Raw genomic sequence first — 23,738 nt, 5'->3', positions numbered from 1 at the left:
ATGCGACCAGGAGGGCCTGGCGCGGCGCCAGACGTGACACGCAACGGAGCACACCATGAAAGTTTCCGCAGACGTTCGCGCAATGATCGAACGCCGCAAGCAGAATTACACGCTGGAAGCGCCGTTCTATACGAGCGAGGACATCTTCTCGCTCGACATCGATGCGATCTTCCGCCAGCACTGGATTCAGGTCGCGGTCGAGCCCGACGTGCCCGAGCCGGGCGACTATGTGACAGTCGAAATCGGCGACGATTCGATCCTGATCGTGCGCGACGATGACATGCGGGTGCGCGCGTTTCATAACGTATGCCGCCATCGCGGCGCGCGTCTGTGCAATACCGGCAAGGGCTCACTCGGCAATATCGTCTGTCCGTATCACAGCTGGACGTACGGCCTCGATGGCGAGCTGATGTTCGCCGAACACATGGGCGATCAGTTCGACCGCTGCAAACATAGCCTGAAAGCGGTGCACGTCGAGAACCTCGCCGGGCTGATTTTCATCTGCCTCGCGGAGCAGCCGCCCGCCGATTTTTCCGTGATGCGCGCCGCGATGGAGCCGTACCTGTTGCCGCACGATCTGGCCGGCTGCAAGATCGCCGCGTCGATCGACATCATCGAGGAGGGCAACTGGAAGCTGACGATGGAGAACAATCGCGAGTGCTATCACTGCGTCGCGAACCATCCCGAGCTCACCGTCTCGCTGTACGAATACGGCTTCGGTTATCAGCGCACGCCCGCGAACGAGGAGGGCATGGCTGCGTTCGAGGCGACAGTGGCTCGTCGCACCGCGCAGTGGGAGGCGATGCAGTTGCCGTCGGCGGAAATCGAGCGGCTCGCCGATCTCGTCACCGGGTTCCGTACGCAACGTCTGCCGCTCGATCGCGACGGCGAATCGCAGACGCTCGACGCGAAGATCGCCTCGAAGAAACTGCTCGGCGGTTTCAAGCATGCGGATCTCGGCGGCCTGTCGTTCTGGACCCAGCCGAATTCGTGGCATCACTTCATGAGCGACCATATCGTCAGTTTCTCGGCGATTCCGCTGTCGGCCGGCAAAACGCTGGTGCGCACCAAGTGGCTCGTGCATAAGGACGCGCGCGAAGGCATCGACTACGACGTCGACAATCTGACCGCCGTGTGGCGTGCGACGAACGACCAGGATCGCACGCTCGTCGAATATTCGCAGCGCGGCGTAACGAGCAGCGCGTATCAGCCGGGTCCGTACTCGCCGTTCACCGAGGGGCTCGTCGAAAAGTTCTGCGAGTGGTATATCGGCCGTCTCGCGGATCACGACGCAAAACCGCAGGCATCGCACGACGAGAAAGTCGTGTCGTTCGCGCGCTGAGCGCAACACCGCAATGAGGAGCGGGGGGACAACCATGATGCGCGATCAGGCCATGTTTCATCTGGACATCGAGCGGAATTCAAGCGACGCGCCGAGCCGCGTCACGCAGCCGCGCTTCTGGGACGCGCTGCCCGCGCGCTGGAACAGCGACGCCGACGACACGCTGGAGTGCTGCCAGGTCCGCAACGAAACGCACGACGTGAAGAGCTTCTTCTTCCGCGCGCCATCCGGTCGGGCGTTCGTATTCGAGCCGGGGCAGTTCATCACGCTGGAGTTGGAGATCGACGGGGAGCGGGTCAATCGCTGCTATACGATCTCTTCACCGCCCACGCGGCCGCATACGATTTCGATTACCGTGAAGCGGGTGCCGGGCGGCCCCGTATCCAACTGGCTGCACGATCATCTGCATGCGGGCATGCAGGTGCGTGTGCTGGGGCCCGCCGGCGAATTCACCTGCGCGCGGTACCCGGCGCGCAAGTTCCTGTTTTTGTCGGCGGGCTCCGGCATTACGCCGTTGATGTCGATGAGCCGCGCGCACCATGAACTCGGCGAGGACAGCGATATCGTCTTCGTGCATAGCGCGCGCACGCCGGACGACATCATCTTCGCTCGCGAGCTCGATCTGATCGCCGCGAATCAGGCGCATTTCCGTACCGCGTTCGTCTGCGAGCGCGTGGGCACGCGCACCAATTGGCCTGGCATCACCGGCTTTCTGACGCTGCCGTTGCTAAAGCTGATTGCGCCGGATTTTCTGGAGCGCGAGATTTTCACCTGCGGCCCCGCGCCGTACATGCAGGCGGTGCGCAATCTGCTCGACGAAGGCGGCTTCGATCGTCAGCACTATCACGAGGAAAGCTTTTCCTTCGAGACCGTGGTCGACGTGGCCCCGCAATTGGCCGAGCCGCATATCGCCGATACGCCGCCGGATACGCCCGCCCCGGTCGAAACGGCAACGCGGTTCAAGGTGAGCTTTACGCGCAGTCATCGTGAGATCGAGTGCGGCGGCGGCCAGCATGTGCTCGATGCGGCGAAGCAGGCGGGCGTGCGGCTGCCGGCGTCATGCACGCAAGGCATGTGCGGCACCTGCAAGGTGAAGCTCGTGTCCGGCGAAGTGGCGATGAAGCACGCGGGCGGTATCCGTCAGCGCGAGATCGATCAAGGCATGGTGCTGCTGTGCTGTAGCAAGCCGCTGACCGATCTGGTCGTCGATAAGTAATACGACTGATAAGCACACCAACACGGCAAACACCGGTGGATGTGCGTGGAAGTCGCCTGCGGACAACTGCATGTCGCAAAACAACGCTACCCGGCAATTCTGGTTGGCGATTCTAAATGCGCGATGAGCGGTTCGATGGCATACGCGTCAATGGGCAAATGGATCAACGGGAGAACGGCGATGAGACTGATCGGAAAGATGGTGGTGGCAAGCGCGTTGGGTGTGATGCTGGCGGCGGGCAGTGCGGGTGTGTCGGCCGATTCGAAGCCGACCATCAAGATCGGGTACGTGGAGGGCTGGGACGATAGCGTTGCGACGTCGAACGTCGCCGCCCAGGTGATCGAGAAACGCCTCGGCTATCAGGTGCAACTGGTGCCGGTGGCCGCCGGTGTGATGTGGCAGGGCGTCGCGCGCGGCGATCTCGACGCGACGCTGTCCGCGTGGCTGCCGGTCACGCACGGCGCGTACTGGAACAACTTCAAGGACAAGGTGGTCGACCTCGGGCCGAACTTCAACGACGCGAAGATCGGTCTGATCGTGCCGGACAGTGCGGACGTGAAGAGCGTCGGCGATCTGCAGGCGAAGAAGTCGGAATTCGGCGCGCGTATCGTCGGCATCGACGCTGGCGCTGGCGTGATGCAGAAAACCAGCGAGGCGATCAAGGCCTACGGGCTCGACTATCAGTTGATGCCGAGTTCCGGCAGCGCGATGACGGCCGAACTGGCGCGCTCGGAGGCGGCCAGCAAACCGATCATCGTCACCGGCTGGAAGCCGCACTGGATGTTCGCGAAGTACAAGCTGAAATTCCTTGACGATCCGAAAAAGGTATTCGGTGAAGCGGAGCACGTGGATAGTGTGATAAATCCCGAGCTCGAGAAAAAAGCGCCGACGGTGGTCGCGTTCCTGAAGAAGTTCCAATGGAAGCCCGGCGAGATCGACGCGGTGATGCTGGCCACGCAGAATGGCGAAAAACCGGTTGCCGCCGCCGACGCGTGGATCAGCGCGCATTCGGATCGAGTGGATAGCTGGGTGAAGTAAGCCGGCAAGCGTCGGCGCAGCACATGAAAAACGCCGCTTGTTAGCGGCGTTTTTCTGTTTACCGCAGCACCACGGTGCGCTCGCCGTTGATGAACACGCGCCGTTCGACGAACGCCTTCACCGCGCGCGCGAGCGTGATGCATTCGACGTCGCGTCCGGTCGTCAGTAGTCGTTCGGCGCTGTACGAGTGATCGACCCGTTCGACCTCCTGCTCGATGATCGGACCTTCGTCGAGATCGTCGGTCACGAAGTGCGCGGTGGCGCCGATCACCTTGACGCCGCGCGCATGGGCCTGATGGTACGGCCTCGCCCCTTTGAAACCGGGTAGGAACGAATGGTGGATATTGATCGCGCGCGCGGCGAGCGCCCGGCTCGTTTCGGCCGACAGGATCTGCATGTAGCGCGCGAGGATCAGCAGCTCCGCGCCGGACGAGTCGAACAGGTCGAGCAGTTGGGCTTCCTGTTGCGGTTTGGTATCTGCCGTCATCGGTAGGTGATGAAACGGCAGGCCGTGCTGCCGCGCGAGCGGTTCGAGGTCGCGGTGATTCGAGCCGATGCCGACGATGTCCATCTTCAGCTCGCCCATGCGCCAGCGAAACAGCAGATCGGCGAGACAGTGTTCGAGTTTGGACACCATGATCAGCACTTTCGGCCGGCTCGACAGATCGTGGATCGCCCAGATCATTCTGAAGCGTTCGGCGATCGGCGTGAATTCCTGCTTCAGCATGGCGATCTGCAGCGCGTCGTCGCGATCGACGTGGTGAAACACGCAGCGCACGAAAAAGCGCTCGCTGAGTTCGTCGTCGAATACGGTGAGCTCGTCGACGTAGCATCGATGCCGTTCGAGAAAGCCAGCGACGGCGGCAACCTGGCCCGCGGCGCTCGGACACGCGACGGTGAGAACGCCTTGAGCAGGGCGTGAAATGGCGGACATAAACTCTCCACATGGACGATCAGGCGATGCCGCGGGGCGCGGCGCGCATCGTCGCAGTAGAGCAAATCGGGCGCTTGCGCGGATAGAAGCTAACCGCCGTAGGGCTGGAATGGGAACGCCAATGGACCGGCCGGCCAGCGCTCGTTCTAGTCGGCGGGGGACGCTGGGAGCCTTCGTTTGAGCGTGTCGATCAATGCACGCACTTTCGCTGGCGGGTGACTCGTCGGCGGAAACACGGCCTGGATGCTCGCGGGTGCGCTGGTCCATTCGGGCAGCAGCCGGATCAGCCGTCCCGCGGCAACGTCGGCCGCGATCGAAAAGTCGGTCAACAGACCGATGCCGCCGCCCGCTAGCGTCGCCGCGCGGCAGGCATCGGCCGTGTTGACGCGCAACGCGGATGCGCAGCGCACACTCGCGGTTTTGCCGTCGACGTGCCGCAGATCGAGCATCAACGGATGAGGCAGCACCGACAACGCGCAATAAGGCAGCGCCTGCAACGCGCACGGCGTGTCCGGCATGCCCCACGTCTGCACGAATTCGGGACTCGCGACCAGCCACTTGACGAAGCTGCCGAGCTTCACCGCGCGATAGTTGGAATCCGCGAGACGACCCAGCCGGATCGCGACGTCGATGCCCTCGGCAATCAGATCGACGTAGCGGTCGCTGCTCAGCAGCTCGATGTCGAGCTGCGGATGCGTGCGGCGCAATTCGACCAGCGCGGGCGCGACGACGAGCGTGCCATAGTCGTTCGGCGCACTGACGCGCAGCGTGCCGCGCACCGGCGATTTTTCGCCGCCGAGCGCGTTGAGCGCGTCCTCGGTGGCGCGCAGAATCTTCACGCTCGCCTCGTAGAACGTGCGGCCCGCCTCGGTCACACCGAGCCGCCGGGTGGTGCGCACGAGCAGGCTCGCGCCGACCTCAGCCTCGAGCCGCTGCATGTGCGTGCTGACCATCGTCTTGGCGAGTCCGAGCCGGGTCGCCGCGGCGCTCAACGAGCCGGCGTCGATCACCGCGACGAAGATCGCGAGGCGGTTCAGGTTCACGTTGCGCACATCGGGCATGATCGATTGTCCATTCTCGCTTGACTGTGTTTCCCGGATTATCGGGCTTCCGCGCGACAGTGCCTACGTCTTATGCTCGACGTGTCATTCAACGCATCCGGAGTCCTCCATGCCTGCCGCCAGACCCGCCCAGCCTATCAAGCTCTACACGACGCCGCTTTCGGGCCACGGTCATCGCGTGAAGCTGTTTCTGACGCTGCTCGATCTGCCGTTCGAGCTCATCGAGCTGAACATGAAGGCTGGCGACAACCGCAAACCCGAGTACCTCGCGCTGAACCCGTTCGGCCAGGTGCCGACGATTCAGGACGGCGAGCTCACACTGTTCGATTCGAACGCGATTCTCGTCTATCTGGCGAAGCGCTATGGCGACGCGTCGTGGCTCCCGGACGATCCGCCCGGCGCCGCGGCGGTGCAGCGCTGGCTGTCGCTCGCGGCCGGCCAGATCGCATACGGGCCGTGCGCGGCGCGACTCGTTACCGTATTCGGCGCGCCGCTCGATCACGAGCGCGCGAAGAAGATCGCCGTCAAGCTGTTCGACGTGATCGACGCGGAGCTGGCCGGCAAGCAGTTCGTGGCAGGCACCCACGCGACGATCGCCGATATCGCCGCGCACACGTATATCGCTCATGCGCCCGAGGGCGGCGTGTCGTTGCAACCGTATCCGAACATTCGCGCGTGGCTGCGTCGAGTCGAGGCATTGCCGCGCTTCATCGCGATGCCGTCGACGAAGGCTGGGTTGCTGGCGGTGTGATACCCGTTTAAGACCGCGTTAGATTTTGCACAGGAGTCCGATCATGTCCGAGTGCGTTCCGTTGAATCACTGGGGGACCGATGCGTCGCCGTTTCATGCCGGCGAGCAGGACGCACAGCAGCGTGCCGGTGTGCGTGAGGCGGCGGAGTCGATGGGACGTCGGGGGATTCGCCGTTTCATGCCGGAACAGCACCGCGAGTTCTTTGCCGCGCAGCCGTTTGTCGTGATCGGCGGCGTCGATGCGAGCGGTCAGCCGTGGGCGACGCTGCGCGCGGGTGCGCCGGGTTTCGTGTCGTCACCGGATGCGCGGACGCTGCGCATCGAAGGCGGCGCCTTACCTGGCGATCCGCTGGGCGCGAGTTGGCGCGACGGCGCCCACCTCGGAGCGCTGGGCATCGAACCGCGCACGCGGCGGCGCAATCGGGCGAATGGCGTCGTACGGTCCGTGGAGGGCGGCACGTTGCAGGTCGAAGTGATGCAGAGCTTCGGCAATTGTCCGAAGTACATCCAGAGCCGCACGCCGTATTTGACCGAACGGGATGCAGCCGCGCCGCACGCGCAGCCCGAGATCGCCACGTATCTGAGCGATGCCGACCGGGAGTTGCTGGCGGGCGCTGACACGTTCTTTATCGCCAGTGCGAATCTGAGTGAGGAAGCGGGGCTGGGCAAGGGAGTCGACGTTTCACATCGGGGCGGCGCACCAGGCTTTGTGCGCGTGGACGACGCGAATATGCTGATCACGCCCGACTATAGCGGCAACCGCTTTTTCAACACGATCGGCAACCTCGTGCACGATCCACGCGCGGGCCTGCTGTTTATCGACTTCGCAACCGGCGATGTGCTCTATCTCGCGGTGCAAGCGGAGATCATGTGGGACGGCGACGAACTCGCGGCGTTTGCCGGCGCGCAGCGGGTCGTGAGGTTTTATGTGAACGAAGTGCGGCGCAGCCGCGGCGCATTGCCGTTTCGATGGTCGGAGGTCGAACTGGCGCCGCAGTTTCTGCCGAAGACGCGCGAACGCGCATAAGCCTGCCGACGCACATGCGTGTGCTTTAGCCCGGTACTGCCGCCGTTTTACTGGGCATTTCTGCCGAGCCGATAAGACACGCCGAGTCTGGTGGCAAGTTGCCACACATAGACTCGCGAGTACGAAATGCCGAACTGGCGGCTTATCAGCTCGCGCATGCGCGCATTGCTCCAGCCGTCCGCGTCGAAGCCGTAGTCTCGCGGCGAGGCCTTCAGCGCCTGCGCCAGCCAGTCCAGATCCGCCACCGCGAGTGCCGAATGGCGACCGCCGACGCTCATGTTTCGGAGCGCGTCGAGGCCACCTTGCTCCAATAGCTTGCTATATCGTTCGACCGTGGTCTTTGCCATGCCCATCTCTTTGGCGACCACGGAGGCCGCGACGCCGTCGAGCAGCTTCTTGCCCGCCGTGACGCGCCTTGCGACGGTCGGCAAATCGTCATTTTGTCGATGCATCGGATAACTCCACCGTTGGGTTGCTGCCCGAACTGAAAATCGGTTGCTGGGGTAGACAGAGGGGAGGGCGCAACGTACAGATAATCGAAAACTTGCCGGCCGTGTCCAAATAACAAAAAATCAATTGCGGACTTCCTCTGATAGAACAATCGCGCAAACCTCGCGTACGTCGGCCGCAAACCTAGCGCAACTTTTCCAGTGGATTATAGGCAACAGGGCATTTACGCAAGTGCCTGTGTGCATCTCCAGGCTAGTAACAATCTGCTTAATCTAGCTGCCCGGTTCAAAAACTGAAATTATCCTTTTGCTGGGCACTTTTTGACTCAATATGCATAGCTGCATTAAGAGTTGACTGCGCTTTCGTCAGTTGCCATTGCCAGGCTGCCCGGTAGGCCTTGAGAATGGCCTGATGGGCGATCACTTTCACGAGCGCTTAGGCACGGCAGACGGCGTGGATACGAAAACGTGATGGGCTTCGGATTGGGCGGCCCGTCGACCACCGGTTTGCGTCCATACGTCACGCCGAAATGCCGGCAGCCGATGCTTAGTCTCTCAACGACAAAACGCTCGCCGGTCACGCCAAATGCCAGACATCTCTCCGTCATGAAACAATAGCCGACGATAAAGGATTTGCCGTGATCGCCAATGGTGGCCCTGGCTTTAGCTACAAGGCTGATTCTCGCCGCGCACAAACACATATCTAACAATTGGCTAGCTGTGGAGTATGGCGTTGTATTCATCACGGCTCGATTGAGCCCACCACCGAATCGAGACGAATTGTCGGGCCAGTTCGTGGGCCACTGTGAAAGAGTCGCAGTGCGGACGATTTGCGATCTCGACGCGGGTCGGCGGGCATCGTTTGTCGCGGGTGCTTGATGTCGGGATCGTTCCATACTTCATTTGACATAATGTAATTTATCACCGAAGCGAATGTAGTAGCTTTATAGAAATGTCGTGTTCTAGCCATTTAGAAATGTCGTGTTTGGACCTCGGTATGCTTGCCGGTTCCTCGTGGGACTACGGAGCCGGCGATGCATCCAGCCACACTGGTGACATTGAACATGCGCGAACTCGACCGGTTGAAGGTGATCCAGGCTGTGGTGGACATGGGGCTGAAGCCCGGACGCGCGGCTGAACGGCTGGGTCTGACTGTGCGGCAGATCGAGCGTCTGGTGATCCGATACCAGGAATCGGGCGCGGCTGGACTGGCCTCGCGCAAGCGTGGCCGCCAGGGTAACCGGCGTCTGGACGAGAATCTGGCCCAGCGGGCGCTGGCGATCATCCGTGAGCGCTATGCCGACTTTGGCCCGACGCTGGCCTGCGAGAAGCTGTACGAGTGCCACGGCATTCGCCTGGCCAGGGAAACGGTCAGACGGCTGATGACGGACACGGGCCTGTGGATACCGCGCCGGCAGCGTCCACCGAAGGTCTACCAGCCGCGTGCGCGGCGCGCATGTCTGGGCGAGCTGATCCAGATCGACGGCAGCGACCATCGCTGGTTCGAGGAACGCGCGCCGGCGTGTACGCTGCTGGTGTACGTCGACGACGCGACGAGCCGGCTGATGCGCCTGCATTTCACGGCGAATGAATCGACCTTCAGTTACTTCGAGGCGACGCGCGCGTATATCGAGCATCATGGCAAGCCGGTCGCGCTGTACAGCGATAAAGCCAGCGTGTTTCGCAGCACGGCAGCCAGCAAGACTGGTCGCAGCGTGACGCACTTCGGCCGCGCAATGTACGAACTGAACATCGATACGTTCTGCGCGAACAGCAGCCCGGCCAAGGGACGTGTCGAGCGCGCGCACCTGACGCTGCAGGACCGCCTTGTGAAGGAGTTGAGACTGCGAGGCATCAGCACGATCGTCGACGCCAACGCCTATGCGCCCGCCTTCATTGCAGCGTATAACGTGCGCTTCGCGAAACCGCCGAAGAGCGACTTCAATGCGCACCGGCCGCTGCGCGCTGACGAGAGTCTGGACCTGCTGCTGACCTGGCGCGAGACGCGTCGCGTATCGAAGTCGCTGACGGTGCAGTACGACCGGGTGATGTACCTGCTGGATGACACGCCGGCGACCCGCGAGCTGATCCACCGGTACATCGACGTGTGGGAGTACCCGGACGGACGCATCGAGATCCGCGCCGATGACAGGGTTCTGTCCTGCAGGCTGTACGACAAGCTGGCTGACGTCGATCAGGGCGCGGTGATTGAGCACAAGAGACTCAGTCACGCGCTGCAGGTCGCCCAGGCGCTGCAGGCGCAGCGCGACAACCGGCGCATCTCCGGCTCCCCTTCCCGAACGAATCAGGGTCAGGCGGTGCGCAAGCCGAAGCAGCTGTCCGGCACGAAGAAGCAGCGCGAATTCACGCAGACCGACATCAACGAAGTGGTCGTGGATCTGGCGCAACGCAGGCAGCCCAAATCATCCAGAAAACCTGGCCGTCGGTCTGCACGTGCTGTCTGAACGGACGTAAGCGCCCTGCTTTTTCAGGCACTGTCCTTCAACACCGGGTGAGCGGTAACTCCTTCAGAGTCAAAACTTTAAATCCTGAAAACACGACATTTCTAAATAGCTGCCGCAGCGACATCTTGAAATGGCCTCGACAGCGAATGTAGTAGCTTTATAGAAATGTCGTGTTCTAGCCATTTAGAAATGTCGTGTTTGGACCTCGGTATGCTTGCCGGTTCCTCGTGGGACTACGGAGCCGGCGATGCATCCAGCCACACTGGTGACATTGAACATGCGCGAACTCGACCGGTTGAAGGTGATCCAGGCTGTGGTGGACAATGGGGCTGAAGCCCGGACGCGCGGCTGAACGGCTGGGTCTGACTGTGCGGCAGATCGAGCGTCTGGTGATCCGATACCAGGAATCGGGCGCGGCTGGACTGGCCTCGCGCAAGCGTGGCCGCCAGGGTAACCGGCGTCTGGACGAGAATCTGGCCCAGCGGGCGCTGGCGATCATCCGTGAGCGCTACGCCGACTTTGGCCCGACGCTGGCCTGCGAGAAGCTGTACGAGTGCCACGGCATTCGCCTGGCCAGGGAAACGGTCAGACGGCTGATGACGGACACGGGCCTGTGGATACCGCGCCGGCAGCGTCCACCGAAGGTCTACCAGCCGCGTGCGCGGCGCGCATGCCTGGGTGAGCTGATCCAGATCGATGGCAGCGATCATCGCTGGTTCGAGGAACGCGCGCCGGCGTGCACGCTGCTGGTGTACGTCGACGACGCGACGAGCCGGCTGATGCGCCTGCATTTCACGGCGAATGAATCGACCTTCAGTTACTTCGAGGCGACGCGCGCGTATATCGAGCATCATGGCAAGCCGGTCGCGCTGTACAGCGATAAAGCCAGCGTGTTTCGCAGCACGGCAGCCAGCAAGACTGGTCGCAGCGTGACGCACTTCGGCCGCGCAATGTACGAACTGAACATCGATACGTTCTGCGCGAACAGCAGCCCGGCCAAGGGACGTGTCGAGCGCGCGCACCTGACGCTGCAGGACCGCCTTGTGAAGGAGTTGAGACTGCGAGGCATCAGCACGATCGTCGACGCCAACGCCTATGCGCCCGCCTTCATTGCAGCGTATAACGTGCGCTTCGCGAAACCGCCGAAGAGCGACTTCAATGCGCACCGGCCGCTGCGCGCTGACGAGAGTCTGGACCTGCTGCTGACCTGGCGCGAGACGCGTCGCGTATCGAAGTCGCTGACGGTGCAGTACGACCGGTGATGTACCTGCTGGATGACACGCCGGCGACCCGCGAGCTGATCCACCGGTACATCGACGTGTGGGAGTACCCGGACGGACGCATCGAGATCCGCGCCGATGACAGGGTTCTGTCCTGCAGGCTGTACGACAAGCTGGCTGACGTCGATCAGGGCGCGGTGATTGAGCACAAGAGACTCAGTCACGCGCTGCAGGTCGCCCAGGCGCTGCAGGCGCAGCGCGACAACCGGCGCATCTCCGGCTCCCCTTCCCGAACGAATCAGGGTCAGGCGGTGCGCAAGCCGAAGCAGCTGTCGGGCACGAAGAAGCAGCGCGAATTCACTCAGACCGACATCAACGAAGTGGTCGTGGATCTGGCGCAACGCAGGCAGCCCAAATCATCCAGAAAACCTGGCCGTCGGTCTGCACGTGCTGTCTGAACGGACGTAAGCGCCCTGCTTTTTCAGGCACTGTCCTTCAACACCGCGTGAACTGTAACCCTTTAGAGACAACCCCTTTAACGCTTAAAAACACGACATTTCTATTTGGCTGCCGCAGCGACATCTTGAAATGGCCTCGACATGTCAGAGCTTTTTGATAATGTCCGATTCTGGCTCATGCGAAATGTCCGATTGTCCTCCCTGAGCCGCGCGCAGCGCGCATGCTGCGCCATGGTGGTGACCTGGGGAGCCGGACATGAACGCACGTGGATTCATCACGATCAGCATGCACGAGCTTGAGCGGGTCAGGATTATCGAGGCGGTTGCCGGACATCGGCTGCGGGTTTGTCAGGCGGCTGAACGTCTGCAGCTGTGCGAGCGTCAGGTCAACCGGCTGGTGCATCGCTATGAAGCCAGTGGACCGGCGGGGCTGGTATCGGCACGACGTGGCCAGCCCGGCAACCGCGAACTGCCGGTGGATCTGCGGGCGCGGGCCATGGCGCTGGTGCGTGAGCGTTATGCCGATTTCGGACCGACGCTGGCGTGCGAGAAGCTGGCTGAATGGCCGGGCGAGGCCGTGACGCACTTCGGCCGCGGGATGTACGAACTCAACATGGACATGTTATGCACGAATTCGGACTCCGCGAAGGGCTGCGTCGAGCGCGCCCACCTGACGCTGCAGGACCGGCTGGTCAAGGAACTGCGGCTGCGCGCCATCAGTACCGTCGCCGCCGCGAATGCCTACGTGCCCCCCTTCGCCGGACATGACGCACGTTTCGCGAAACCGCCGCACAGCACGTTCTTCAGCTTTTCTTCAAAGCCGAAACTGCGCCACGGAATCGACGAGTTGTGCCGCCTGTTGTCTGAGGCTCTCAGCTGCCGCTGCGCTTTGTTCCACCAGGGCCGCGTTGTGCTGCGTCGTCTGATCGATCTGGCCGACCGCCTCGCCTGCCTGCTCGACGCCGATGCTTTGCTCCGCGCTCGCTATGCTGATCGCGTCCACGATCGCGGTCACACGCTCGATTGCGCAGACAATCTCCGACATCGTCGTACCGGCCTCCTCGACCAATGCCGTACCGCGGCCCACGTGCTCAACGCTGTCCGCGATCAGCGCCTGAATTTCACTGGCAGCCTGGCCGCTACGCTTTGCGAGACCGCGAACTTCCGTCGCCACCACGGCAAAGCCACGGCCTTGCGGACCCGCACGAGCCGCTTCGACCGCCGCGTTGATCGCGAGAATGTTAGTCTGCGCCGCGATCGAGTCGATGATCCCGACGATGCTGGCGATCTTGCGCGAACTGTCGTTGATTCCGGTCATGGTCTGGACCACCTGATCCACCACCGTGCCGCCTTTTTGCGCGACCGCAGACGCGTTCACAGCCAGCTGACTTGCCTCGCGGGCGTTTTGCGCATTCTGTCTGACGGTCGCCCCGAGCTGTTCCATCGACGCGGCCGTTTCCTGCACGGCGCTCGCCTGTTCCTCGGTTCGTTGGCTGAGGTCCGCGTTACCGGAGGCGATCTGCGCTGAACCCGTCGCTATGGAATCGCTGCTCGCTCGCACCTGACCGACGATGCGAACCAGCGCGCCAGTCATTGCTTTCATGGCGGCCATCAGGCTGTCCGTGTCGCCCGGCCGCACGTGCAGCTCGATGTCGAGCGCGCCCGTCGCTATCCGGCGCGCTGCGTTACGGGCGTCGTCAGGCTCACCGCCCAGCTTCCTGGTGATCGCGCGCGAGAACATCACGGCGCACGCGATGCCCGCCATCATCGTGATCGCCATCACGCTGCAACTCGCCAGGATAGCGCGCGTCTGCTTTTTCTTTGCGTCGGCGATGGCGACAGACGTCTGCTCCACGATTTTGCTACCGGATTCACGCAACAGTATTGCCGGTTTCCGGTCTATGCCGTCGATCGCCCGGTCCGCCGCTCCGATATCGAACCCCGACGCCTTGAATTGGACGAGCGCCTGACGAAGCGACTCGCCCATCTGACGGTGAAGCACATTGAACTGCTCGATTCTCGCGCGGACTTCGCCCGGCGGCAATTCGTAGGCGAGCTTTTCCGTATCGCTTTGCGACGCCTGTTCATACTTCTGGAAGGCGCTCCAGTATTTGTCGAATTGCGCGGGATCCTTGCCGCGCACAATGATGTCCTTACCGTTCTGCACCTGATTCTTGAAAGCAACCAGAGCATCCGCGATCCTGCGTTGCTGCGCGCCATTTACTTCGATAAGACGCTCGTAGGCATTCGCGGCGTTGTTCATCTCCACAACGCCGAACACGCCCGCCGTCGATGCGGCCAATAAAGCAATGCCAAACGCCAGCGGCAGTTGATGGACGAGTTTCATTTGTCACCACCGGGAGAGGCGGGAAAGCGGTCGCCTGTCACCGGGCGGCAATGAGCGACATCGCGCGCGCAAAGCCTCGGCGGATGCGCATGCCATTCGGACGGGATGAATTCGAGGTCCTGTATGCGGTGCATCCCCGCGCACAGAGGAAATTCGGATTGGGCGGCGATAACGCCGTACCGTTTGAACACGTCTCTTCCTAATGCCCGATTCATAGTCGGCTTTGTCTTCGATTAGATCGCGACAGCGTATTCCACTATCGCTGTTACGTCCCTGCACAAAAATCGGATTCACTGGCATTTTTGAATCCACGTACGGGGATTGAACGAGGTGGCCCGACAGGTGGCCGAAGGGAAATCGTCCATATCGATTCCGGCTCACGTGCTTAGCAACTTGGGATATCAGGGCAAATACCTGGATCGGGCAAATCCTGATAGCAGACGGGGCGCGGGAAACGGTCGTCGGGGACGCCTTCACGCAGCTTCGAAAAAAGCGATGCCCCGTTCGAGCACAAGCCCACCATCGCAGTGGCAGCAATTGATAAATCGCCGCCGCGATATTAAAACTGGTCAAAGAAAATCGACTTAGGATTAGATGACCGCGCTCAATCGCCCGAGCACTTTGTGTACGCTGGCGCACATTGTTCCAGTCTCGTAAAGCATATTTTCATTACGGTCGTAGAACAAGGAACGAATGGAAATTTGGGCGATGAATACCCTGACAGATGTGCGTCGGAATAATCAGACCAAGCGGATTCGAATCGACAAAAGTGTCGCTTTCAAATCTTTTGATGACGTGATTCCCCTGCAGACGATCGCCGAAATCAACGAATTCATCGATCACCTGTTCGGCGACACGCCACAGCGCTCGCAGTCCGGCGCGACGATCGCGTACATGCTGCGTCGCGGTCAAGCCTTTCGCGAGCTAGAGCAGTCGATCTGCGCGAATATGCGCGCGATGGCCACGAAAATCGGCTGGACAGATTTACCGGCGGAGCCGTTCCACGTGTTGCGCTGTGCGAGCAACGCCACGCTGGCGGAGAGCCACTGCCGCCATTACGACTCGCACCTGCTGACGCTGCTGATTCCGCTTCAGCTCGCACCCGACGGGGTTCACAACGGCGACCTCGTGATGTACTGCAAGCCGCGCCTGTCCGTGACGACGCTGACCAACGTGATCTGCAAGGTGCGCCACGGCTTCCTGCACAGTTTGCCGCTCAGTTGGCGCAGCTGGCATACCTTGCATGATCTGCGGGTCGGCAACTGCAAGCGCATTCCGGTCAAACCCGGCAGCGTTTATGAATTCAACGGCTTCGCACTTCAGCATGCGAATCTCGACGTCCAGCACGGGCAGCGGCGCACGTTGCTCATTCATTACTACGACCCCGGCCACTCGCTCGGTCTGAGTGCCGTGCTGCGGCGCGGGCGCATCGGCTGAGCCGTGGCGCGCCCGATGCCGCGCAAACCGGCGATGGCGCTGCCCAATCGTCACCGACGAGGCAAGCGGATTTCACTTTGCTTTTAATCCGGCATAGACTGAATTCAGACTTTTCCGTTGGCCGCTTTCACCCGCACCTGCCGTGGCCGTTGCCATGCGCGGCGACGGATGTTTTTGTCGTGCTCCACGAGCCGCCAGCAGCCGAGCCGGTTCGCGCCTGATCACCATTCGAAAGGGACGACTCATCATGGCCGCTACCGGTTACATGGCACGCAAAACCATCGCCGATATCGTCGGCAGCGCCGACGTCGAAGAAGGCCGCAAGCTGTCGAAAACGCTTGGCGCGACGAGTATCACCGCGATGGGCATCGGCGCGATCATCGGCGCCGGCATCTTCGTGCTGACCGGCACCGCCGCCGCGCAGTTCGCAGGACCGGCCATCACGCTGTCGTTCGTGCTGGGCGGCATCGCCTGCGCGTTCGTCGGCCTATGCTATTCGGAGCTCGCGGCGATGCTGCCCGTGTGCGGCAGCAGCTACACGTACACGTATGCGACGCTTGGCGAGATCTTCGCGTGGATCATCGGCTGGGATCTGATCCTCGAATACGCAATGGGCGCGGCGACTGTCGCGGTCGGCTGGTCCGGCTATATCGTGAGCCTGTTGCGCAACGTCGGCATCGAGATTCCGCCCACCGTCGCCGCGGCGCCCGGCACCATCGTGAAGCTGCCCGATGGCTCGACGCTCACGGGTGTGATCAACCTGCCGGCGGTGCTGATCATCGCGATACTGACCACCTTGCTCGTGTTGGGTACGAAGGAATCTGCCCGGCTCAACAACGTGATGGTCGCGGTCAAGCTGACCGTGGTGGTCGCGTTTATCGCCATAGGCGTGTTTTTCATCAAGCCCGAACACTGGCATCCGTTCATTCCTACCAACACCGGCCAGTTCGGCAGTTTCGGGATGAGCGGCATTCTGCGCGGCTCGGCAGTGGTGTTTTTCGCGTTCATCGGTTTCGATGCGGTGTCGACCGCCGCCCAGGAAGCGCGACGGCCGCAGCGCGACATGCCGATCGGCATTCTCGGCTCGCTCGTCATCTGCACGGTGCTGTACATTCTCGTCGCCGCCGTGCTAACCGGCATCGTTCCCTACTCCGAGCTGAACGTTCCCGATCCGATCGCGAAGGGCGTCGACGCGATCGGGCTCAACTGGTTCGCGATACTGATTAAAATCGGCGCGTTGACGGGGCTGACCACCGTGATACTCGTGCTGCTCTATGGACAGAGCCGCATCTTCTTCGCGATGTCGCAGGACGGTCTGTTGCCGCCGATGTTCTCGCGCGTGCATTCGCGGTTGCACACGCCTTATCTGAGCCAGATGCTGATCGGCACCGTCGTCGCGATCGTCGCCGCGCTGACACCGATCGGCGTGCTGGGTGAGATGGTCAGCATCGGTACGCTGTTCGCCTTCGTCCTCGTGTGCGGCGCGGTGATCTATCTGCGGCGCAGCGACTCGGACGCGACCCGTCCGTTCCGCGTGCCTGGCGTTCCGCTCGTGCCGGTGCTCGGCATTCTGTTCTGCCTGCTGCTGATGGTCGGCTTGCCGCTTATCACGTGGCTGCGGCTCGTCGTGTGGCTGGTGATCGGCATGACGATCTATCTGTCGTACGGCCGCAATCGTTCGGTGTTGCGGCACCCGGAGCGCAAGCGAGCGCCAGTGTGATCATGTATGGACCCGCAGTATTTTTTTCAGTCGCATCGATTTCGCCGACACTTGCATGCCTTTAAATTGCGGCAATTGCCGGATTGCAATTGACATGTAATTGACAAATAGCATTCATCCTCCGCCTGCTCGTTGCGAGGCCACGCCAGCTCGCAACAACCAAGAATAAATTGACAAGCCACCCAGACCCGGTAGGATCAACGGAAATCTTTTCCGCGCATTAACGCGCCCATACGTCCTTAATAGTTAATTCGACTGCAAATCGTCAAACCCGTCACCGATCTCACGCGCAAAAAAGACTGCCTTGATCAAAGGAGTTTCTCTTGCTTCGCTCCGCGTTCCGCCTGCGTAGTCGTGCCATATCGCTGCTGATCACCGGTTTGCCGCTGCTGCTTGCCGCCTGCAACGACCGACAGGAGACGCCCACCGCCGCGTCGATGCCGCCGGTCCCCGTGCTGGTCGAAACGGTTTCCACCACTGCTGTCGCTGACGTCGTCGAGTTGCCCGGGCGTATCGAGGCCGTGCGCACCGCCGAGATTCGCGCGCGCGTCGATGGCATCGTCGAGCGCACGCTTTATCAGGAAGGCACCGACCTGCCGGCCAACGCCCCGCTGTTCCAGATCGACGCGAGCGACTATCGCGCGCAGTTGCAGCAGGCGCAGGCCGCGCTCGCGCGCGCGAGCGCTGTGCGTGACAACGCGGCCTCGGTGGTGGACCGGTTCAAGCCGCTGGTCGGTCGACATGCGGTCAGCGCGCAGGAATACGACGCGGCGCTCGCGACGATGCAACAGGCTCAGGCCAACGTCGCCGATGCCCGCGCGGCCGTCGCGCTCGCGCAGTTGCGGCTCGATCGCTGCATCGTGCGCACGCCGATCGCCGGGCGCGCGGGCCGCGCGCTCGTCACCGAAGGCGCGCTCGTGAGCGCCAGCGCGGCCACGTTGCTCACGCAGGTCAACCAGCTGACGCCGATCAACGCGGTGTTCACGCAGTCAAACACCGCGATGCTCGACATCGAACAGCAGATCCAGTCGGGCACGCGCAAGCCGACCAGCATGAAGCATGTCGAAGTGCAGCTGATCCTCGCCAACGGCCAGCTCTACAACGAGCGCGGCTTTCTGGACTTCGCCGATCTTGTCGTCGATCCGTCCACCGGCACGCAGACGGTGCGCGCGCAGTTCGCGAATCCGGACCGCACGCTGTTGCCGGGGCAGTTCGTGCGCGGGCGCATCAGCGCGGCGGGACATCTGCAGGGCATCCGCATTCCCGAGCGGGCGGTGCAGCTCGATCACGGCATCGCGAGCGTCGCGCTGGTCGCCGACGACGGCACCGTGGTCCGCCGCAATATCGATCTCGGCGAACAGGGCGAAGGACGCTGGACCGTACGCGATGGCCTGAAGCCCGGCGAGCGCCTGATCGTCGATGGATGGCAGAAGGTGCAGCCGGGTCAGCGTGTCGAGGCGCGGCCCGCGCCCGATGCGTCGCCAACGGCACAGCCGGCCGCGTCCCCCGCGCCCGCCTCTGCTGCGCACTGACGGGCTCGCCGATGAATCGATTCTTCGTCGCCCGGCCGGTTTTCGCGTGGGTCATCGCCCTCTTCACGGTGCTGTTCGGCGCGATCGCGCTCGCGCTGCTGCCGGTCGAGCAGTACCCCGACGTCGCTCCGCCCTCGCTGAGCATCACCGCCGCGTTTAGCGGCGCGGACGCGAGCACGCTCGAGCGTACCGTCACGTCGATCGTCGAAGACGAGATGAACGGCATCGAGAACTTTCTCTACATGTCGTCGGTGAGTCGCTCAAACGGCACAATGCAAATCACGGTGGTGCTCAAGCCCGGCACCAATCTCGACATCGCGCGCACCCAGGTGCAGGACCGTCTGAGCCGCGTCGAGCCGCGCCTGCCGCTCGAAGTCCGTCAGGTCGGCGTGCGCGTCACGAAGGCGTCGTCTGGCTTTCTGATGCTGCTTGCGCTGCAGGCGACCGACGGCACCACCAGCGCCGTCGCGATGGGCAACTTCGCGTCCAACAACATCGTCAACGAGCTGCGCCGTATCGACGGCGTCGGCGACGTGCAGCTCTTTGGCTCATCTTACGCGATGCGGATCTGGCTCGATCCGCACAAGCTCGCCGGCTTCGGCCTGTCCGCGAGCGAGGTGCTGCAGGCGATCCAGGAGCAGAACAGCCAGACCGCGGGCGGCGGCCTCGGCGATCAGCCGATCGCGCCGGGCTCAGAATTCACCGCGCAGATCGTCACGCAAAGCCGCTTCTCAACGCCCGAGCAGTTCCGCGAAATCATCGTGCGCGCGAATCCGGACGGCTCGACCGTGCGTGTGGGCGACGTCGCGCGCGTCGAACTCGGTAACGACAGCTACGGCAATCGGCTGAGCGTCAACGGCAAGGCTTCGGCCGGCATCGCGATCCAGCTCGCGAGCGGCGCGAACGCGCTGGCGGTGGCCAACGCGGTGCGCCAGCGCATGACCGAATTGCAGCCGACCTTCCCGCGCGGCGTCACGTGGACCGTGCCGTTCGACACCACGCCGTTCATCACGACCTCGGTGCACGGCGTGATTCGCACGATGATCGAGGCGCTGCTGCTCGTGACCGTCGTCGTGTTCCTGTTCCTGCAGGACTGGCGCGCGACCGTGATTCCGACGATCGTCGTGCCGATCGCGCTGATCGGCACCTGCGCGGGGCTCTATCTGTTCGGGCTATCGATCAACATTCTGTCGCTGTTCGGCATGGTGGTCGCGATCGGTATCCTCAACGACGACGCCATCGTCGTCGTCGAAAACGTCGCGCGCATCATGCGCGAGGAAGGGCTTAGCGCGCCGCGTGCAACGGTCAAGGCGATCGGGCAGATTGCGGGCGCCGCGATCGCGAGTACGCTGGTGCTCGTCGCGGTGTTCATTCCGATGGCGTTTTTTCCGGGCTCGACGGGCGGCATCTACCGGCAGTTTTCGGTGACGCTCGCGGTGTCGATCCTGCTGTCGACGCTGCTCGCGCTCACACTCGGCGCGGCGCTGTGCGCGGCGCTGTTGCGCAGCGAGGTGGCCGCCCACGAGCGGCCGAAAAACGCAGCGGCGCGGCTACTGCATCGCGTGTTCGACGGCTTCAATCGCGGGCTCGACGCGGGCACTACACGCTATATCGGCGGCGTCGATGCGATGTTGCGCTCGCCGCTGCGCTGGCTGCTGGTGTTCGTCGCGGCCTGCGCGATCACCGCGTTTTTCTTCTCGCGGCTACCGACCGGCTTTCTGCCGACCGAGGACCAGGGGCACATCTTCATCACGTACACCGGCGCACCGGGCTCGACCGAACAGCGCACGCAGCGCGCGATCGACCAGGTCGAGGCGTTTCTGCGGCAGCAGCCGCAGGTGCGCAACGTCGCGTCGGTGACGGGCTTCAGCTTCTTTGGCCAGGGGCAATCGGCGGCACTGTCGTTCGTCGATCTGAAGCCGTGGGACGACCGCTCGGGCGAGGCCAATTCGGCGAGCGCGTTGGTGCGTCGCGCGAATGCCGCGTTCCGGCAGATTCCCGAGGCGATCATTTTTGCCCTCGATCCGCCGCCGATTCCGTCGCTCGGCAACGCGACCGGCTTCACGATGAAGATCCAGGATCGTAGCGGCGTCGGTGGCGAAGCGCTGCAGCAGGCCGCGCGGCGCATGATGATCGAAGCGTCGCAAAGCCCGCTGCTCGCGGGCGTGCGCGCCGAGGGCATGCCGGAGGCGCCGCAGCTCTATGTCGAGATCGACCGCGTGAAGGCACGCGCGCTCGGCCTGCAGATCGGCCAGGTCAACCAGGCGCTCGCGCTGACGTTCGGTTCGAACTACGTGAACGACTTCGTGTTCGAGGGCAACGTGCTGCGGGTGCTGTTGCAGGCGGACGCCGAGCAACGGATGCGCGCCGAGGACGTGACCTCGCTGCGCTTGCGCAACAGCCGCGGCGAGATGGTGCCGTTCTCGGCGTTCACGCGCGTGCGCTGGATTTCCGGGCCGCAGCAACTCGAACGCTATAACGGCTTTCCGTCCGCGACGCTGTCGGGCCAGGCCGCGCCCGGTCGCTCGAGCGGCGCGGCGATCGCCGAGATGGAGCGCATCGCGTCGCATGTGTTGACCGGCAACCTGAGCTACGAATGGACCGGCACCGCGCTCGAGGAAAAACAGGCGAGCGGCCAGATCGGCCTGCTGCTGGGGCTGTCGCTGGTGGTCGTGTTTCTGCTGCTCGCAGCGCTGTACGAGAGCTGGGCGATTCCGGTGGCGGTGTTGCTGATCATCCCGTTCGGCGTGATCGGCGCGGTGCTGCTGACGATGCTGCGTGGACTGTCCGCGGACGTGTACTTCAATATCGGCCTCGTGACGATCATCGGCCTTGCCGCGAAGAACGCAATTTTGATCGTCGAGTTCGCGATCAAGGAGGAGTCCGAAGGCAAAGACGCGCTGGCCGCGGCAAAAAACGGCGCACAGCAGCGTCTTCGCCCTATTCTGATGACGAGCGTGACGTTCGTGCTGGGCATGCTGCCGCTCGTGCTGGCAACCGGCGCGGGCGCGGCGAGCCGGCGCGCGGTCGGCACCGGCGTGATGGGCAGCATGCTGACCGCGACGTTGTTCGGCGTCTTTTTTACGCCGCTGTTCTATGTGGCCGCGCGTCGCTGGCTGAGCCGCAAGAAGCGCAGCATCGATCTCGACGAGGACGATCGGCGGACCGCTGTGCCCCCCGAATTGGATGGAGGGCAGCGCGATGCGTAACAGTTTTCAGAAGAGCTTGCTGCCCCTCCTCTGCTGCTCGCTCGCCGCCTGCAATTTCGCACCGAAGTATCAGCAGCCCCAACTGCCGATCGCCGATCACTTCGACATGATGGAGACCGTCACTCCGGCCACCGCGCATCTCGCAAGCGAAGTCGACTGGCAGACCTTCTTCGCCGATCCGCAACTGAAGCTGCTGATCGATGCGGCACTGGAACACAACCGCGATCTCGCAGCATCGATCGCGCGCATCGAGCAGGCGCGCGCGTTCTATCGCATCCAGAACGCGGCGCGCTTACCGCAAGTCAACGCGAACGCGGGCGCGACCCGCACGAAGGCGCCGCTCGGTTCGATCGATCCCGAGTTCGACAACACGGACATCTCGGTCCAGTTCAACCAGTACAACGTTCAGGCCGCCGTGACCTCGTTCGAACTCGACTTCTGGGGGCGCGTGCGCAACACCAGCGAAGCGGCGCGGCGCCGGTATCTGGCAAGCGTCGAGGCGCAACGCGCGTTCCGTTTGTCGTTGATCGGCAATGTGGCATCGAACTACTATGCGATCCGCTCCGGCGAGGAAGGCATCGAACTCGCGCAGCGGACGCTCGACAGTCGCCGCTACGCGCTGGAAGTCGCGAAGCTGCGGCTCGACGCGGGCGTCACGTCGATGGTCGATTACGACCAGGCCGCCATTCTGGTCACGCAGGCGCAGACGCAACTGGCGGATCTGCAACGGACCACCGCGCAGCAACGTCATCTGCTCGAGGTCCTGATCGGGGGGCCGCTTGGCAACGCGTTACCGCCCGCGCCGCCGATCGCCGACGCCGCACAGTTCCGCGAACTCGATGCGGGCTTGCCCTCCGCATTGCTGATCGACCGGCCGGACATCCAGCAGGCCGAGCAGCAGCTGCGCGCGGCCGATGCCGACATCGGCGCGGCGCGCGCGGACTTCTTTCCGCGCATCGCGTTGACCGGCAGCTTCGGTTATGTATCGCCGGAACTCGGTGATCTTTTCGTGCCGGCCAAGCAGGCGTGGTCGTTCGGCGCACTGGTCGGCATGCCGATCTTCGATGCGGGACAGCGCCAGGCGCAGCTAGCGCAGGCGCGCGCGCGACGCGACGAACTGGTGGCCGATTATCAGCGCACCGTGCAGAACGCGTTTCGTGAGGTCTCCGATGCATTGGTCGCGCGGCAACGCTACAAGGAGCAGATTGCGGCGCAGGAGCAGGCCGTGCAGGCGCAGCGGCAACTCGCCGAAACGGCGGAGCTGCGCTACGAAAACGGAATCTCGATCTATCTGGAAGTGGTGGATGCGCGACGCAATCAGTTTGCCGCCGAGCAGCAGCTGATCCAGCTTCGGGCGACGGCGTTGCAGAATGGGGTATCGCTTTACGTCGCGCTGGGGGGTGGACCCGACGAGCCAAGCAACGTATCGCAAAGCACATCTCGCGCGGATGGCGTCCAGTCGTCCAACTGAGGCACGCGCGCTACGGCAGCGCGCCGTGCCCACCGCCGGCATTGCACCGGCGGGTTCAACG

Annotated in this window: 17 protein-coding genes and 2 pseudogenes; 14 read left to right on the top strand and 5 right to left on the bottom strand. The window is 63.0% G+C overall.

From position 1 onward, the window contains the following. Positions 1-55 precede the first annotated feature (55 nt). From BJG93_RS22215 to BJG93_RS22205, 3 genes are all read left to right on the top strand, one after another. The gene (locus tag BJG93_RS22215; protein WP_027196391.1) at positions 56-1,342 is read left to right on the top strand and encodes an aromatic ring-hydroxylating oxygenase subunit alpha; all 1,287 of its coding nucleotides are present in this window, start codon (positions 56-58) and stop codon (positions 1,340-1,342) included. Between the two features lie 34 nt (positions 1,343-1,376). Then, a complete protein-coding gene (locus BJG93_RS22210) occupies positions 1,377-2,558 on the top strand; it encodes a hybrid-cluster NAD(P)-dependent oxidoreductase (protein WP_027196390.1) in 1,182 nt (393 codons plus the stop codon). A gap of 180 nt (positions 2,559-2,738) precedes the next feature. After that, a complete protein-coding gene (locus BJG93_RS22205; protein WP_027196389.1) occupies positions 2,739-3,596 on the top strand; it encodes a glycine betaine ABC transporter substrate-binding protein in 858 nt (285 codons plus the stop codon). Positions 3,597-3,654: 58 nt separating this feature from the next. Here the strand turns inward: BJG93_RS22205 and purU are convergent, their stop codons facing one another. Continuing rightward, entirely contained in the window at positions 3,655-4,530 is an 876-nt protein-coding gene (gene purU / locus BJG93_RS22200; protein WP_027196388.1) for a formyltetrahydrofolate deformylase, read from the bottom strand. A gap of 146 nt (positions 4,531-4,676) precedes the next feature. After that, positions 4,677-5,591: a LysR family transcriptional regulator gene (locus BJG93_RS22195; RefSeq protein WP_027196387.1), complete on the bottom strand. Its 915-nt coding sequence runs from the start codon at positions 5,589-5,591 to the stop codon at positions 4,677-4,679. 109 nt (positions 5,592-5,700) lie between these two features. Between BJG93_RS22195 and BJG93_RS22190 the strand changes: the two genes are divergently transcribed. Together BJG93_RS22190 and BJG93_RS22185 are read left to right on the top strand one after the other, a co-directional pair. Further along, positions 5,701-6,342: a glutathione S-transferase family protein gene (locus tag BJG93_RS22190; RefSeq protein ID WP_027196386.1), complete on the top strand. Its 642-nt coding sequence runs from the start codon at positions 5,701-5,703 to the stop codon at positions 6,340-6,342. Between the two features lie 43 nt (positions 6,343-6,385). Next, a complete protein-coding gene (locus BJG93_RS22185; RefSeq protein WP_027196385.1) occupies positions 6,386-7,369 on the top strand; it encodes a pyridoxamine 5'-phosphate oxidase family protein in 984 nt (327 codons plus the stop codon). Positions 7,370-7,416: 47 nt separating this feature from the next. Here the strand turns inward: BJG93_RS22185 and BJG93_RS22180 are convergent, their stop codons facing one another. Further along, entirely contained in the window at positions 7,417-7,821 is a 405-nt protein-coding gene (locus BJG93_RS22180) for a helix-turn-helix domain-containing protein (RefSeq protein WP_027196384.1), read from the bottom strand. Positions 7,822-8,162: 341 nt separating this feature from the next. Continuing rightward, positions 8,163-8,561 (bottom strand): hypothetical protein, encoded by a 399-nt coding sequence (locus BJG93_RS22175; RefSeq protein WP_154671769.1) that lies wholly within the window; start codon positions 8,559-8,561, stop codon positions 8,163-8,165. Positions 8,562-8,852: 291 nt separating this feature from the next. Between BJG93_RS22175 and BJG93_RS22170 the strand changes: the two genes are divergently transcribed. From BJG93_RS22170 to BJG93_RS22160, 3 genes and pseudogenes are all read left to right on the top strand, one after another. After that, positions 8,853-10,283, top strand: a complete 1,431-nt coding sequence (locus BJG93_RS22170; RefSeq protein ID WP_027194256.1) for an ISNCY family transposase — start codon at positions 8,853-8,855, stop codon at positions 10,281-10,283. Positions 10,284-10,530: 247 nt separating this feature from the next. Further along, a pseudogene (locus BJG93_RS22165) lies at positions 10,531-11,961 on the top strand (ISNCY family transposase). A 256-nt stretch (positions 11,962-12,217) separates the two neighbouring features. After that, positions 12,218-12,763, top strand: a pseudogene (locus BJG93_RS22160) (helix-turn-helix domain-containing protein); the annotation flags it as partial. A 12-nt stretch (positions 12,764-12,775) separates the two neighbouring features. On the opposite strand, the gene BJG93_RS36715 reads toward BJG93_RS22160, so the two are convergent. Continuing rightward, positions 12,776-13,405, bottom strand: coding sequence for a methyl-accepting chemotaxis protein (locus BJG93_RS36715; RefSeq protein ID WP_231337609.1), 630 nt, complete (start codon positions 13,403-13,405; stop codon positions 12,776-12,778). 195 nt (positions 13,406-13,600) lie between these two features. Here BJG93_RS36715 and BJG93_RS36710 point away from each other — a divergent pair, with 195 nt between their 5' ends. The 6 genes from BJG93_RS36710 (at position 13,601) to BJG93_RS22125 (ending at position 23,677) form a co-directional block, all read left to right on the top strand. Beyond that, a complete protein-coding gene (locus BJG93_RS36710) occupies positions 13,601-14,266 on the top strand; it encodes a hypothetical protein (protein ID WP_231337586.1) in 666 nt (221 codons plus the stop codon). 750 nt (positions 14,267-15,016) lie between these two features. Further along, entirely contained in the window at positions 15,017-15,745 is a 729-nt protein-coding gene (locus BJG93_RS22145; RefSeq protein WP_027196382.1) for a hypothetical protein, read from the top strand. 247 nt (positions 15,746-15,992) lie between these two features. Beyond that, positions 15,993-17,465 carry an amino acid permease gene (locus BJG93_RS22140; RefSeq protein WP_027196381.1) on the top strand — a complete coding sequence of 491 codons (1,473 nt, stop codon included), beginning with the start codon at positions 15,993-15,995 and terminating at the stop codon, positions 17,463-17,465. A 323-nt stretch (positions 17,466-17,788) separates the two neighbouring features. Next, the gene (locus BJG93_RS22135; protein WP_027196380.1) at positions 17,789-18,997 is read left to right on the top strand and encodes an efflux RND transporter periplasmic adaptor subunit; all 1,209 of its coding nucleotides are present in this window, start codon (positions 17,789-17,791) and stop codon (positions 18,995-18,997) included. Positions 18,998-19,008: 11 nt separating this feature from the next. Next, positions 19,009-22,206 (top strand): multidrug efflux RND transporter permease subunit, encoded by a 3,198-nt coding sequence (locus tag BJG93_RS22130; RefSeq protein WP_027196379.1) that lies wholly within the window; start codon positions 19,009-19,011, stop codon positions 22,204-22,206. Next, positions 22,199-23,677, top strand: coding sequence for an efflux transporter outer membrane subunit (locus tag BJG93_RS22125; protein WP_034478755.1), 1,479 nt, complete (start codon positions 22,199-22,201; stop codon positions 23,675-23,677). Before BJG93_RS22130 ends, BJG93_RS22125 begins: the two co-directional genes overlap by 8 nt. Positions 23,678-23,738: the final 61 nt, after the last annotated feature.

The sequence above is a fragment of the Paraburkholderia sprentiae WSM5005 genome, assembly GCF_001865575.2.
In the GTDB taxonomy this organism is placed as follows: domain Bacteria; phylum Pseudomonadota; class Gammaproteobacteria; order Burkholderiales; family Burkholderiaceae; genus Paraburkholderia; species Paraburkholderia sprentiae.
Note: the sequence above shows the minus strand (reverse complement) of the source record. Positions and strands in the feature narration are given on the sequence as shown.